Annotated in this window: 11 protein-coding genes; 5 read left to right on the forward strand and 6 right to left on the reverse strand. The window is 64.9% G+C overall.

Annotated elements, in window-relative coordinates; genetic code table 11:
- The first annotated feature begins 2 nt into the window (after positions 1–2).
- The 4 genes from ING15_RS00095 (at position 3) to ING15_RS00110 (ending at position 5,005) form a co-directional block, all read left to right on the forward strand.
- Positions 3–2,165 carry a xanthine dehydrogenase family protein molybdopterin-binding subunit gene (locus tag ING15_RS00095; protein WP_206452739.1) on the forward strand — a complete coding sequence of 721 codons (2,163 nt, stop codon included), beginning with the start codon at positions 3–5 and terminating at the stop codon, positions 2,163–2,165.
- Positions 2,166–2,221: 56 nt separating this feature from the next.
- A complete protein-coding gene (locus tag ING15_RS00100) occupies positions 2,222–2,878 on the forward strand; it encodes an Isoquinoline 1-oxidoreductase subunit (RefSeq protein ID WP_206453213.1) in 657 nt (218 codons plus the stop codon).
- A 182-nt stretch (positions 2,879–3,060) separates the two neighbouring features.
- Positions 3,061–4,449, forward strand: a complete 1,389-nt coding sequence (gene fumC / locus ING15_RS00105) for a class II fumarate hydratase (RefSeq protein ID WP_206452740.1) — start codon at positions 3,061–3,063, stop codon at positions 4,447–4,449.
- A 175-nt stretch (positions 4,450–4,624) separates the two neighbouring features.
- Positions 4,625–5,005: a DoxX family protein gene (locus tag ING15_RS00110; RefSeq protein WP_206452741.1), complete on the forward strand. Its 381-nt coding sequence runs from the start codon at positions 4,625–4,627 to the stop codon at positions 5,003–5,005.
- 44 nt (positions 5,006–5,049) lie between these two features.
- Here the strand turns inward: ING15_RS00110 and ING15_RS00115 are convergent, their stop codons facing one another.
- The 6 genes from ING15_RS00115 to ING15_RS00140 all read right to left on the reverse strand — a co-directional run bounded on the left by ING15_RS00115 (position 5,050) and on the right by ING15_RS00140 (position 12,754).
- Positions 5,050–6,387 (reverse strand): sensor domain-containing diguanylate cyclase, encoded by a 1,338-nt coding sequence (locus ING15_RS00115; protein WP_206452742.1) that lies wholly within the window; start codon positions 6,385–6,387, stop codon positions 5,050–5,052.
- 44 nt (positions 6,388–6,431) lie between these two features.
- A complete protein-coding gene (locus ING15_RS00120; RefSeq protein WP_206452743.1) occupies positions 6,432–7,262 on the reverse strand; it encodes a FadR/GntR family transcriptional regulator in 831 nt (276 codons plus the stop codon).
- 4 nt (positions 7,263–7,266) lie between these two features.
- A complete protein-coding gene (locus ING15_RS00125) occupies positions 7,267–8,253 on the reverse strand; it encodes an ABC transporter ATP-binding protein (protein ID WP_206452744.1) in 987 nt (328 codons plus the stop codon).
- The gene (locus ING15_RS00130; RefSeq protein ID WP_206452745.1) at positions 8,246–10,183 is read right to left on the reverse strand and encodes a dipeptide/oligopeptide/nickel ABC transporter permease/ATP-binding protein; all 1,938 of its coding nucleotides are present in this window, start codon (positions 10,181–10,183) and stop codon (positions 8,246–8,248) included. The genes ING15_RS00125 and ING15_RS00130 overlap by 8 nt, the downstream gene beginning before the upstream one ends.
- Positions 10,183–11,127: an ABC transporter permease gene (locus ING15_RS00135; protein WP_206452746.1), complete on the reverse strand. Its 945-nt coding sequence runs from the start codon at positions 11,125–11,127 to the stop codon at positions 10,183–10,185. The genes ING15_RS00130 and ING15_RS00135 overlap by 1 nt, the downstream gene beginning before the upstream one ends.
- A gap of 70 nt (positions 11,128–11,197) precedes the next feature.
- Positions 11,198–12,754, reverse strand: coding sequence for an ABC transporter substrate-binding protein (locus ING15_RS00140; protein WP_206452747.1), 1,557 nt, complete (start codon positions 12,752–12,754; stop codon positions 11,198–11,200).
- 145 nt (positions 12,755–12,899) lie between these two features.
- Between ING15_RS00140 and ING15_RS00145 the strand changes: the two genes are divergently transcribed.
- Positions 12,900–14,141, forward strand: a complete 1,242-nt coding sequence (locus ING15_RS00145) for a Zn-dependent hydrolase (protein WP_206452748.1) — start codon at positions 12,900–12,902, stop codon at positions 14,139–14,141.
- Positions 14,142–14,154 lie beyond the last annotated feature (13 nt).

Here is a 14,154-nt window from a genome sequence, read left to right on the forward strand (position 1 = left end):
CCATGAACATCCAGAGCATCCAACCGACACGGCGCGGCTTCCTCGCTGGCGCCGGGCTGGTGATTGGCGTCACCCTCGCCATGCGCGGCAGAGCCGCCGCTTCCTTGCTACAAGGCGCGCCGGCCGGCGCGGCGGGATCGGTCCGGGAGCTCAATGCGTTCGTGCGCATCGCGCCGGACGGCGTTGTCACTGTGTTGTCGAAGCATATCGAGTTCGGACAGGGTCCCTATACGGGCCTGACCACCCTGGTGGCCGAGGAACTCGACGCCGATTGGAGCCAGATGCGCGTCGCCGCCGCTCCGGCCAATGACGAACTCTACGCCAATCTCGCCTTCGGCATTCAGGGCACCGGCGGCTCGACCGCGATTGCCAATTCCTACGAACAGATGCGCAAGGCCGGCGCCACCGCGCGGGCGATGCTGGTCGCCGCGGCGGCCGAGGAGTGGGACGTTCCGGCCGGAGAGATCACCGTCGCCAAGGGGCGCATCAGGCACGAAGCGTCGGGCAAGGAGGCGGGCTTCGGCGAGCTTGCCGAGAAGGCCGCCACCATGGAGGCGCCGGCCGAGCCGAAGCTGAAACACCCAAAGGATTTCGTGCTGATCGGCACCAACCGGCCAAAACTCGACACCCCCGAGAAGACGAACGGCAAGGCGGTCTTCACGCTCGACGTGCTGGCCGACGACATGCTGATCGCCGTGGTTGCTCACCCCGCGCATTTCGGCGCCACGGTGAAGAGTTTCGACGACACCGAGGCCCGCAAGGTTCCCGGCGTCGTCGACGTCAAGCAGATCACGCAAGGCGTCGCGGTGTTCGCGGAAAACACTTTTGCCGCTCTCAAGGCGCGCGATGCGCTGGAGATCGAGTGGAATCTCAGCGCGGCGGAAACGCGCTCCAGTGAGGCAATCTACGACGATTACCGCAAGCTGCTGTCAGGCGAGGGGCTCGAGGCGACCAACAATGGCGATACCGGAAGCGCCTTGTCCGCCGACGGCATCACCACATTGCGCTCGGAAATCACTTTCCCGTTCCTCGCCCACGCACCGATGGAGCCGCTCGACGCGGTGCTGATCCAGGCCGAGGACGGCTCGATCGACTGCTACAATGGCTCGCAGTTTCCAGGCCAGGACACGGCAGCGATCGCCGATGTTTGCGGCGTCGATCCGGCCAAGGTGCGGGTCAACACCCAGCTTGCCGGCGGCAGCTTCGGCCGGCGCGCGCAGTTCGGGTCTCCCTACATGCGGGAGGCGGCGGAAGCGTTCAAAGCCTCTGGCATGACGCGGCCGATCAAACACATGTGGACCCGCGAGGACGACATTCGCGGCGGCTTCTACCGGCCGATCTACGTGCATTCGCTGGAAGGCGCCATCGATCGGGACGGCAACATCGTCGCCTGGGACCAGCAGATCGTCGGCCAGTCGGTCATGAAGAAGACCGACCTCGACGAGAGCACCGTCGAGGGGGCCGCGGATATGCCCTACGGAATTTCCAATCTGCGGGTGCGGGCCTACAATGTCGAGCTTCCGGTACCGGTGCTGTGGTGGCGCTCGGTGGGCCACAGTCACACCGGCTTTGCCGTCGAGACATTCATCGACGAATTGCTGGAGAAGGCCGGCAAGGACCCCGTCGAGGGTCGCCTAACCCTGCTTGAGAACGATCCTCGTCGCGCCAATGTCCTGCGCAAGGCGGCGGAAATCTCCAATTGGGGATCATCGCCGGTGACCGAGGGTCGCCAGCGCGGCGTCGCCGTGCACAAATCCTTCAATACTTATGTCGCCGAGATCGCCGAAGTTTCGATCGGCGAGAGGGGCGAGCCACGGGTGCATAAGGTCTGGTGTGCCGTCGATTGCGGTGTCGCCGTCAACCCCAACATCATCCGCGCGCAGATGGAAGGCGGCATTGGCTATGGCCTCGGCGCAGTCCTCTTCGACCAGATCACCCTCGGCGAGGGCGGCGAGATCGTCCAGTCCAACTTTCACGACTACCGCTCGCTGCGCATCAACGAGATGCCCGAGGTCGAGGTCGCAATCATCGAATCCAGCGAGGCGCCGACCGGCGTCGGCGAACCGGGTACGCCGCCGATCGGACCGGCGGTCGCCAACGCCTGGCGCCGGCTGACAGGCCAGCCGGTGCGGCAACTGCCGATCGTTGAGGCGCAGACATCGTGAGCAACGGGATATTCAACGTGACCGCATCGAAAATTCTGGCAAACCGTCTGGCCGTCATGGCTCTGGCCGCGAGCCTCATCCTCGGGGCGGGACCCGGTCTGGCGCAGGAAAAGGTGACGGAGACGGCGGATGCCGCCTCCTCGGATGCCTTCGCCGATGCCGACACCGGGTCGCTGCGGCCTGTCGCCGACTTCGACTCCATCGCCGACGAAACCGAGCGCTCGATCGCCATCTTCGAGGAAACTGGCAAGGTGCTTCAGGATCCGCGCTGCGTGAATTGCCACCCGCGCGGCGACTCGCCGCTTCAGGGTGACGACATGGCGTTGCACGACCCCCCGGTGGTTCGGGGCGCCGCCAATTTCGGTGCGCCCGGCATGACCTGCAATACCTGCCATGGGCCGGAAAATGTCGATGTCGTCGCGCAGACGGACGATATCAGGTCGATCCCCGGCAATCCGAACTGGCATCTCGCGCCGGTTGAAATGGCCTGGGAAGGCAAGTCGCTCGGCGAGATCTGCGCACAGATCAAGGACGAGAACCGCAACGGCGGCAAGACCCTGGCCGAACTGGTCGAGCACATGGCGAAGGACGACCTCGTCGGATGGGGCTGGAAGCCCGGCAAGGGCCGCAAGCCGGCCCCCGGAACGCAGGAGCAGTTCGGCCAGCTCTACGAGGCCTGGGTCGCCACTGGGGCGCACTGCCCGGCCACGTAGCCACTCCAAGGCATGCTAGCCTATGGGCGGGTCCTTCGACCCGCCCATCTTCATTCGGCACCACCGCCGGTCGAGCCCCTGCTGTTATCTAAACCGATTTTACGCGACCCCCGCCCCTTCCGATCCACGCGTACGCCGGTTAAGCAAGCCGCAGCGACATGGCAGAGCGACGAGGGCATGAGATGAGCACCCGGACCGAAACCGATTCCATCGGCGCGATCGAGGTCGAGGCCGACCGTTATTGGGGCGCCCAGACCGAGCGCTCGCGCAACAATTTCAGGATCGGCGGCGACCGCCAGCCGATGCCGCTGATCGTTGCGCTGGCGACCGTCAAGAAGGCCGCCGCGCGGGTCAACACCTCGATGGGCCGGCTCGATGGCGAGATATCCGACGCGATCGAGAGCGCGGCCGACGAGATCATCGCCGGCCGGCTCGACGATCACTTCCCGCTCGTCGTCTGGCAGACCGGGTCCGGCACCCAGACCAACATGAACGTCAACGAGGTGATCTCCAACCGGGCGATCGAGATGCTCGGCGGCACGATGGGCTCGAAAAAGCCGGTCCATCCCAACGACCACGTCAACATGAGCCAATCGTCAAACGACGTGTTTCCGACCGCAATGCACGTCGCAACGGTCGTCGAGACGACGGAGCGCCTCATCCCCGCGCTTGACCGGCTCTACGTCTCGCTCGACAACAAGGCGAGGGAATACGCCTCCATCATCAAGATCGGCCGCACCCACACGCAAGACGCGACACCGGTGACGCTCGGCCAGGAGTTCTCCGGCTACGCCGCCGCGCTGGAACTGTCGAAGAAACGGATCGGCGATGCCCTCGACGGCGTCTACGCGCTGGCGCAGGGCGGCACGGCCGTCGGCACCGGCCTCAACGCGCCGGAGGGCTTCGACACGGCGATCGCCGCCGAGATCGCCACGCTCACCGGCGAGCCGTTCCGCACCGCGACAAACAAGTTCGAGGCGCTGGCTTCGCACGGCGCGCTGACCTTCTTCCACGGCGCGCTCAACTCGCTGGCCGCCGATCTGATGAAGATCGCCAACGACATCCGCTTCCTCGGCTCGGGACCGCGTTCAGGCTTGGGCGAACTCAATTTGCCGGCCAACGAGCCCGGCTCGTCGATCATGCCCGGCAAGGTCAATCCGACCCAGGCCGAGGCCATCACCATGGTGGCGACCGAGATCTTCGGTCACGAGACCACCGTAACCGTCGCCGCCAGTCAGGGACATTTCGAGCTCAACGTCTTCAAGCCGGTGATCGCGAACGCGGTTCTCTCCTCGATCCGGCTTTTGGCCGATTCGATGGAGAGCTTCGCCGAACACTGCGTCGACGGCATCGAGGCCAATGAGGACCGGATCAAGAGCCTGATGGAGCAATCACTGATGCTGGTGACGGCGCTGGCGCCGACCATTGGCTACGACAACGCGGCGAAGATCGCCAAGACGGCGCATCAGAACGGCACGACCTTGCGCCAGGAAGCGGTGGCGAGCGGCCTCGTCTCGGAGGCGGATTACGACCGCATTGTCGATCCGGCCGCCATGATCCGTCCCGGTTGAGGCGGCGGCGGATCGATTCGGGCGTCGTCGTCACCTACGCTTTTCAATTGTGTCGCTTTTAGTTGACGTTCCGTCGGTTACGGACCGGCTGTAATCAGCCCCGTCTTCGGTTACGCAGGGACATCGGAACACGGAGAGAGGCGCCTTCGCGTTCACCCATACGGAGCCCTTCGGCATGAATGCCAATCTTATCCTCGTCGGCCGGGTCCTGCTGTCGATCATCTTCATCGTCGCCGGCTTCGGCAAGCTGACCGGCGCAGCCGGATTTGCCGGCTATCTCGGCAGCCTCGGCTTTCCCGCGCCGCTGGTGATGGCCTATCTGACCGGCGCATTCGAGCTGTTCGGCGGCCTGGCGATTCTCGTCGGCTTCCAGACCCGCGTCATCGCGATCGCGCTGGCGGCGTTTTGCGTCGCGACGGGGCTCATCGCCCATCTCGCCGAGCCGAACGTCCTTATGAAGAACATCGCCCTCGCCGGCGGTTTCCTGGTGCTCGCCGGCTCCGGCGCAGGCGCCATGGCCATCGACAAGACCACGCGCCAGAGCCGCTACGCCTGAGAAGCGACAACCATCATGATTGCGGGCGGCCCGGCCCCACGCAGTCAACCTGCCGCACGCAACTCGCCCGCGGCTTCGGGCATGCGCGACCAGATCTTTACCCGGTTGCGACCGTCCTGCTTGGCGTCATAAAGGGCCCGATCGGCCCGCTTCAGCGCGTATTCGATCGCAAGATCGTCGTTGAAACAGGGAGCGACGCCGATGCTGATCGTAAACGGAATCGGACCATGCTCCCCCCAATCGTGCTGAAACCGGGCATTCGCGACGGCCTGGCGCAGTCGCTCGGCGATGACGATCGCCCGCCCCTCGTCAGCCTCGGGCAGCACCACGGCGAATTCCTCGCCGCCGAGCCGCGCGAAGATGTCGGACTGGCGCAGGATGCACGTGCCGGCTGATGCCATGGCCCGCAACACCATGTCGCCGGCCGGATGCCCCCTGGTGTCGTTAATCCGCTTGAAGCGGTCGAGATCGATCATGAGGACGCTGAGCGGCCGGTCATGGCGGCGGGCCAATGCCATCTGATCAGCGGCTTGCTCGTTGAAGGCCCGCCGGTTGGGCAGCCCGGTCAACTGATCGATCAATGCCTGACGCTTTAATTCCTCGATCAGCTTGGCGCGCTCGGAGATGTCGCGGATGAGGGCCGTGAACTCGGTCGCGCCCCCGACCGTGATCTTGGCGATCGAAACCTCGACGGGAAATTGCGTACCGTCCTTGGCCAGGCCGAAGATCTGGCCGTCGCGCTCGAACATCTGCCGCGAGGAAATCGGCGAATTGGAGAAAGTCTCCAAATGCTCGGCGTGGCGGTCATGATATTTTTCGGGGATGAGGGTGTTGAGCGGTCTACCCCTGATCTCCTCGGCGCTATAGCCAAACATCTCCTCGGCCGCAGCGTTGAACAAATGTATGTGCCGCTGCCGATCCACGGTAACGATACCGTCATAGGCCGACTGGATGACCGCGCTGAAGCGGGAGTTCGCCGTCTTCAGTTCGTTTTCCAGCTGGATCTTCTCGGTGATATCGAGGCAGGTGAGCAAAACGCCGCCCGGCTCGCGGGCACCGTTTAGGATCGGTTGCGCCGCCATGCGCCACCAAAACGTTCTGCCTTCAAGATCGATGACCTGCACGATCTCGACCGGTGTCACGGTCCGAACGCATTCCTCGATTTGCACAGCGATATTGCGCCGCGCGTAGCCCGGCAGCAAATCCCTGAGCCGTGCTCCTGCCCCGTCAGGCGCACGGATTCCCAACATGCGACGAAAATGGCAGTTGCAGGCCAGAACCCGATCCGGTTTTCCGCCGTCGAGATCGATCACGGCGATGCTGGCAGCGATCGCGTCGACGACTCCGGGCAGCTCGTCGAGTAGAATTTTCTTGATACTCACTGAGCTTCCCCCACACCAATGACGTCTGGTCTAGGGCAAAACCGTTAACGTGCCCTTGCCGGCACGCTCGGGTCGAAAGGCGGCATCACCGCCCCTTTCCGGCGTGAGCGCACGCGCACTGCGGCCCGTTCCAGCATGTATTTCTCCGCTTCGATCATGTGCGCGCGCATGATCATGCGGCACAGTTCTGGATCGCCCGCCTTGAGCGCCCGCAACAGGCGCACCTGGTAATGCAGGCCGGTCTCGCGCAGGCCGGGATTGGGTTCCTTGTAGATCGCCCGGCAGACCGTCATCTCCCGCAAGAGGCTCAACAAGAACCTGCCGATGAAGGCCAGCAGCGGGTTATCGGAATGGCGCGTCAGCTCCTCGTGGAAATCGAGCTCGGCGAGACGCTGGGCGTATTCCTCTTCCGCGGTCGTCGGTTCGTCCTCATAGAGCCGGATGGTAGACTGCATGGCCTCGAAGCCTTCCGGCGACAGTTTTCCGGCGACGCTCGCGGCAAGTTCCGGCTCGGCCCATTTGCGCAGCGCGTAGATATTCGCGATCGAGGGTTGCTCGAACAGGAACAGATTGTCCAGCAAGCGGATCGCCTGATCCGGACTGACGGCCGATACGAATGTGCCGCCGCCCGGTCCTGTCTTGCTGGTGATCAGCCCCTGAAATTCGAGGATTTGCAGCGCCTCCCGCAAGGTGCCGCGCGAGGCCTTGATGTTCTGGGACTGGAACCACTCCGACGCGATCGGATCGCCCGGCCGCAGGCCATGCGCGACGATCAGTTCGCGAAGCTGGTCGGCAATGATATCCGGCCGCTTGCGGCGTCTGCGGCCCTTGTCTGAAACGCGCCGAGCCGGGCCCATGGGGGATTTTTCGGGCATGGGATCAGCCCGGACCATTGGGATGGTAGCAGGCCACAAGATGGTCCGCGGCGCCGCCGGAAACCGGCTCGAGCGGCGGATGCCGTGACGCACAAAGTTTCGTCGCGTTCGGACAGCGGGCATAGAACGCGCATCCCGGCGGCGGATCGTAGGGATCGGGCAATTCGGTGTTGGCGTCTTCCGGGATCAGGTCATGGCGGCCGGGCGCGGGTGCCGAGTGCATCAACAGATCGGTGTAGGGATGGCGAGGCGCCGCGAAGACACTGCGCGCCGGGCCAAGCTCGGCGATCCGGCCGAAATACATCACCGCAACGCGGTCGCTGACGCTCTCGACCACCGACAGATCGTGGCTGATGAACACGTAGGTCAGGCCGAAGCGGTCCTTCAGATCGTCCAGGAGGTTGAGCACCTGCGCCTGGATCGAGACGTCGAGCGCGGAGACCGGCTCGTCGAGAACGATCAGTTCCGGTCCTGCGGCGAGTGCCCGGGCGATACCGATGCGCTGGGCCTGGCCGCCGGAAAACTCGTGCGGATAGCGCTCGAGGAATTCCGGCGCGAGATTGACGGCGGCCATCAGCTCTTCCAGCCGCGCCGCGCGCGCGTCCCCCGTCAGCCCGGCGAGATGTTTCAGCGGCGCCTCGAGAATCGTCCGGATGGTCTTGCGGGGGTTGAGTGAGGCGACCGGGTCCTGGAACACATACTGAACCTTGCGCGCCAGCGCCCGGCGGTCGCGTTTGGCCTCAGCGACGAGGTCGCGGCCGTCCAGCGTGATCCGCCCGGCGGTCGGCAGATCGAGCCCGACCATCAACCGCGCTAGGGTCGATTTGCCGCAGCCCGATTCCCCGACGATCCCGAGGGTCTCGCTCTTCTTCACGTCGAGCGACAGGCTCTGCACCGCGTGAACAGCGGACCTTTGGGTGCCGAACAGGGTTTGACCGCCGCCAAAGATTTTGCCGACGTCCGTGATCGCGAGGAGCGTCCGGTCAGACATCGGCTTCCCCCAGGGCCAAAGGATGCAGACAGCGCACTGCTCGCCCATCGTCCGCGCCGGTCATTGCGATATCGCCGCTTCGGCAGTCCGCCCGCGCCCGTGGACAGCGCGGCGCAAAGGCGCAACCGTCCGGCAGGCTGTCGACCAGCGGCGGACGGCCCGCGATGGCGTCGAGCCGACGCTCCGGTTCGCCGAGCACCGGCACGCACTGGATCAGCTTCGCCGTATAGGGATGAGCCGGCGCCGACAGGATGGCCTCGGTCGGGCCAGTTTCCACGATCCGGCCAGCATACATCACCGCGACCCGGTCGCAGATCGCCGACACGACGCCGAAATCATGCGTGATGAACAGGATCGCCGTGTCACGCTCGCGGCGCAGCCGGTTCATCAGTGCCAGGATCTGCGACTGCACGGTCACGTCGAGCGCGGTGGTCGGCTCGTCGGCGATCAGCACGCCGGCGTCGTTCGCGAGCGCCATGGCGATGCAGATACGCTGGCGCATGCCGCCGGAGAGTTCGTGCGGGTAGACGTTCAAGCGCGCGGCCGGGTTTGGAATCCGCACCAGATCGAGGAGGTCGATCGCCCGCTTTTTCGCTTGCGAACCGGTCATCGTGTGGTGCGCGCGGATCGCCTCGGTCAGCTGATCGCCGACGGTGAACAGCGGATGCAGCGTCGACAGCGGATCCTGGAAGACATAGGCGACGGCGGCGCCGCGCAGCTGGCGTATCCGCTCGTCGCTGACAGCAAAGAGGTCTTCCGTGCCGAGAAAGGCCACCCCGCCGGCGATCCGGCCCGGCGGCGTCGGGACGAGCCCCATGACCGACATGGCGGTGACGGATTTTCCCGAACCGGATTCGCCGACAAGGCCGAGGCACTCACCTTTTTTCAGCGACAGGTCGATGCCGCCGACAGCCTTGTAGACGGACCCGCCGACGTGGAATTCGGTGCGCAGATCCTGGATGTCGAGCACCGCGCGTTCCGCCGGAATCGGCGCTTCGGCGGGCCCATCGCGCATGATCGCGGTGCGTGCCACAGGGCGCGTCAACGCGCCGGATCGCAGTCGCGGGTCGAGGACATCGCGGATGCCGTCGCCGAGCAGATTGATGCTCATCACCAGCGCGAAGATCATCAGGCCCGGAATGACCGAGACGTGAGGCGAGGTGAACAGGATCTTGCGCCCCTCGCCCAGCATCGAGCCGAGGTCGGCCTGCGGCGGCTGCGCGCCGAGTCCGAGGAACGACAGGCCCGCCGTCTCCAGGATCATCCAGCCGACGGTGGTCGACATGGTGATGACGATGACCGGCAGGACGTTCGGCAGGATTTCCAGGAACAGGATCTGCGCCGGGGTCTTGCCCGACAGGCGCGCGGCATCGACGAATTCGCGGCGCGACAGCCCCAGCGTGATGCCGCGGATGTTGCGGGCGAAGAACGGGATATTGACCAGCGCGATGGCGTAGAGCGCGTTGATCAGCCCCGGCCCCAGCACCGCGACGATGGCCAGCGCCAGAAGAATGTAGGGGAACGCCATCACCATATCGATGCCGCGCATGACGAAACTGTCGGTGCGACCGCCCGCGTAACCCGCGACGAGGCCGAGCAGCGAGCCGAAGAAGGCGGCGATGAACGTGGCCGACAGACCGACCGCGAGGCTGACCCGCGTGCCCCAGATCAGCCGCGACAGGATATCGCGGCCGAGATGGTCGGTGCCGAGCGGGTGTCCGGCGCTGAACACCGGCATCAGGCGGTCGACCGGCGCGGTGACGTCGGGATCGGCCAGCGGCAGGATCGGCGCCGCCAGGGCGATCAGCGCGATCAGGACGAGGACGACGAGGCCCCCGGTGGCCAGCGTGTTGGCGAACAGCAGCGCGGCGCTGCCCGGCCGTCCGCGCCGGGCCCTGGGTTCGGGAGTGGCCAAGGTCGTGTCCGCCATCAGCGCAGCCTCGGGTCGAGCAGGGTCTGCACGACGTCGGCGATGAGGTTGAACAGGACATAGGCGGCCGCGACGACCAGGACGCCGCCCTGCACGAGCAGGAGATCGCGGGTCGAGATCGCCTTGACCAGCATCGAGCCGATGCCCGGCCACTGGAACACGGTCTCGATATAGACCGCGCCGCCGATGACGAAGCCGGCCTGGATGCCGATCACCGGAATCACGCTGACCAGGGCCGATTTGAAGGCGTGGCGGAAGATCACTCGGCGCTCGGTGAGGCCTTTGGCGCGGGCGGTGCGGATATAGTCCTGCCGCAGCACCTCCAGCATGGCTGTGCGCGTCAGCCGCGCGATCACGCCGGTCGCGACGACGGAGAGGGTGAAAGCCGGCAGGGCCAGATGATGCAGGAGGTCGAGGAGATCACCACCGCCATAGATCGCATACATGCCGCTGGCCGGAAACAGCCGCAGATTGACCGCGAAGCCGAGAATCAAGAGCAGGCCGAGCCAGAAGGACGGCGTCGATATGCCGATCAGCACCAGGAGGGTGACGATCTTGTCGGTCCAGCCATATTGCCGGACGGCCGACGCGATGCCGGCGAGAAGGCCGAAGATCGAGCACAGGATCAGCGACGTGCCGGCGAGGATCAATGTCGCCGAAAATCGCTCCAGCACCTCGTCGAGCACCGGCCGGTTCAAGGTGTAGGAGCGGCCGAGATCGCCCTGAAACAGATTGCCGATCCAGATGAAATATTGCTCAGGCAGGCTCTTGTCGAGGCCGAGATCCCGGTTGAGCCGCGCGACGTTTTCCGGCGTCGCGTAGGAGCCGAGGATCGCCGTCGCGGGGTCGCCGGGGATCATCGCCATGATCAGGAATACGATGATCGTCAGCCCGAACAGAACCGGGATCGCCGCAATCAGGCGTTTGGCGATGTAGGCGGCCACGGCGCACGTCCCGGTCGGATGCGAGAACGAGCGCCGGCGGCACGAGGCCGCCGGCGCGATGGACCGACGCTCAGGGCTTCTTGACGTCCTGCAGCATCAGGAAGAAGGACGGCTGCAGCTTGAAGTCCTCGACGGCGGCGGCGGTTACCGCGTTCTGCTTCCAGTTGGCGACGAATACCCAGGGCGCGTCCTCCTTCACGATCTGCTGCATCTCCTTGTAAAGCGTCGCGCGCTCGCCCTGGTCGGTGACCTGACGGGCTTTTTCCAGGAGTTCGTCCACCTTGGGGTTGGAGTAATAGCCGGAGTTGAACCCGCCCTTGTCGGGAAAGGCCTCGGTTCTGAGGGCAAGGAACGGCAGGGTGTCCGGATCATTGGTCATCCAGGCCATTTCGGCCATGTCCGCCTTGCCTTCCAGGCCCGGATTGACGTTGCCGAGGAAGGTGTTCCACTCGTAAGTCTCGATCTTGACGTTCATGCCGACGGCCTGAAGATCGGCCTGGATCGCCGTGCCCATGGCGACCGGATCGAGCATCCCGGAGCCGCCTTCGGTGACGTAGAAGGTAACCTCCTCGCCGTCGTATCCCGCTTCCTTGAGGAGATCCTTGGCCTTTTCCGGATCGTAGGAATAGGGCTCCAGCGTCTCGTCATAGGCCCATGCGAAGGCCGGCGGCGTCGGGCCAGCCGCGACATCGGCGGTTCCTTGCAGGATGTTGTCCACCAGCGCGGTCTTGTTGATCGCGTAGTTCGCCGCCTGGCGCGCCGCCTTGGACGAGAACGGAGCTTCCTTGGTGTTGAGGATCAGGAACCAGAGATGCGGCCCGGCCTGTTCGCGAACCGCGAAGTCGCCGGAGGATTTGAACTGCTGGAGACTGTCCGGCGGCACTTCCACCATGATGTCGAGGCCGCCCGACAGCATTTCGGCGATGCGGGTGTTGGCGTCGGTGATCGGCCGGAAGATGACCGCCTCGAGTTCCGGCGCGCCATCCCAATAGTCTTCGTTCCGGGTCGCCACCATTTTCGCGTTCGGCTCCCATTCGGCGAACTTGTAGGCGCCGGTGCCGGAGGGATTGCGGCCGAAATCCTTGCCGTATTTCTCCACCGCCGCGGGCGAGACGATCAGGCCGGTCGGATAGGCGAGGTTGGACAGGAACGGCGCGTAGGGCGCGTCGAGCTTGAACTCGACCGTGGTCGGATCGACCGCCGTCACTGCCTCGACGGCGGAGAAGAAGAAGGCGAGCGGAAAGGGTCCGGTGTCGGCGAACGGATGGTCTTCCTTCAACATCCGGTCGAAGTTGAACTTGACCGCTTCGGCGTTGAACGGCGTGCCGTCGTGGAATTTCACGCCCTCCCGCAGCTTGAAGGTGTAGGTCTTGCCGTCCTCGGAGATCGTCCAGCTCTCGGCCAGCGACGGCTCGACCTCCAGCGTGCCGTCCTTGTAGCGGACCAGCCCGTCATAGAGATTCACCAGGATGCGGAAATCGTTGACCGCCGTCACCGCCTGCGGGTCGAGCGATTTCGGCTCGGCGATCTGACCGACCACTAGAACATTGGGCGGCGTCTGGGCGACTGCCGCCGGGGCCAGTGCCATCAACGCCGTGGCGATCGCCGCGGTCAGCCATTTTCTCATAACCCGCTCCCCTGTGTGTCAATCCTCGATAATTAATCATGATAAATTGCATGAAGGCAACGTGTAATTCATAATCAATTATATGATGTCTCGGGCAATCTTGCCTCAAATCGCGACAACACTTTGATTGAGAGGCGGAATTCGGATGCCTTCGGCGACGGCGCAAATCGATCTCTCCCGTCTGCAATCGCTACTGGCCGGCGTGAACGGCTTCGGCCGGAACCCGCGGACCGGGGGCTTCAACCGGATCGGTTTCAGCGAGGCAGACATGGCCGTCCGCGACTGGTTCGCCGATAAGATGATCGCCGATGGTCTCGCGGTCCGCCGCGACGGCGCGGCGAATGTCTTCGGCCGGTTCGGCCCCGCCGACGGCCCCTCAATCATCACCGGATCGCATCTCGACACGGTGCCGGAGGGCGGCACCTTCGACGGCGCGCTCGGCGCCTGCGTCGCTCTGGAATGCGTGCGGGCGATGCGCGATGCCGGGCTGAGCCCGACGACGGCCATCGAAGTCGTCGCGACGGCGGAGGAGGAAGGTCGCTTTGGCGGCATGCTCGGTTCCCAGGCGATCGCTGGCCAGGTGACACAAGAATGGATCGATCAGGCACGCGACGCCGACGGCGTCACTTTGGTCGCGGCGATGCGTGCGCATGGCCTCGACCCCTACGAAATCCTGAACGCGGCGCGCGCGCCGAACTCCGTCCGGGCCTTCCTGGAACTGCATATCGAACAAGGTCCGGTACTCGAGGCAGCGGTGATCCCGATCGGCATCGCCCATTCCGTCTCGGGCGTCTGCAACCTTTTCGTGCGGCTCAACGGCACTGCCAATCACTCCGGCACAACACCGATGGACATGCGCGCCGACGCCTTCGCCGGCTTGGCTGAGGTGGCCGGCGCGATCCCGGCGGTTATCGCCGACATCGGCGGCGAGGAATCGCGAATTACCATCGGCAAGGTCGATCTCACTCCGAACGCCCCACATACGATTCCGGGCACAGCGGAGTTCTCCATCATCATTCGGGACATTTCGGAAGAAGTCATGCGGCGGTTGACGGGCCGGCTGCGCAGCCAGATCGCCGCCGTCGCCGCCCGGCACAACCTCACCTTTTCCCTCGAGGACAAAAGCTGGCTGTCGCCGGTTGCGCTCGATCAGGGACTGGCGAGCCTCCTGGCCGGGGAAGCTGCGAAACAGGGAATTCCCGTCCGCGCGATGCCGTCCGGGGCGGGCCACGATGCCCAGACCATGCAGGCGCTCTGCCCCTCGGCGCTGATCTTCGTTCCCAGCAAGGGCGGCATCAGCCACGCACCGGACGAATCGACTGCCTGGCCCGATATCGAAAAGGGCGCCAACCTGCTGCTCGCAGCGCTGGTATCGCTGGCCGTTTGATGTCCGGCTTTCG

Source organism: Aurantimonas marina (assembly GCF_017183135.1).
Lineage (GTDB): Bacteria > Pseudomonadota > Alphaproteobacteria > Rhizobiales > Rhizobiaceae > Aurantimonas > Aurantimonas marina.

Bases quoted from the DNA above. Each gene is read 5' to 3' on its own strand.
- ING15_RS00120 (WP_206452743.1), bottom strand. From the start codon at position 7,262: ATGCCCGAAAAATCCCCCATGGGCCCGGCTCGGCGCGTTTCAGACAAG.
- ING15_RS00130 (WP_206452745.1), bottom strand. From the start codon at position 10,183: ATGGCGGACACGACCTTGGCCACTCCCGAACCCAGGGCCCGGCGCGGA.
- ING15_RS00100 (WP_206453213.1), top strand. From the start codon at position 2,222: ATGGCTCTGGCCGCGAGCCTCATCCTCGGGGCGGGACCCGGTCTGGCG.
- fumC (WP_206452740.1), top strand. From the start codon at position 3,061: ATGAGCACCCGGACCGAAACCGATTCCATCGGCGCGATCGAGGTCGAG.
- ING15_RS00125 (WP_206452744.1), bottom strand. From the start codon at position 8,253: ATGTCTGACCGGACGCTCCTCGCGATCACGGACGTCGGCAAAATCTTT.
- ING15_RS00140 (WP_206452747.1), bottom strand. From the start codon at position 12,754: ATGAGAAAATGGCTGACCGCGGCGATCGCCACGGCGTTGATGGCACTG.
- ING15_RS00095 (WP_206452739.1), top strand. From the start codon at position 3: ATGAACATCCAGAGCATCCAACCGACACGGCGCGGCTTCCTCGCTGGC.
- ING15_RS00110 (WP_206452741.1), top strand. From the start codon at position 4,625: ATGAATGCCAATCTTATCCTCGTCGGCCGGGTCCTGCTGTCGATCATC.
- ING15_RS00145 (WP_206452748.1), top strand. From the start codon at position 12,900: ATGCCTTCGGCGACGGCGCAAATCGATCTCTCCCGTCTGCAATCGCTA.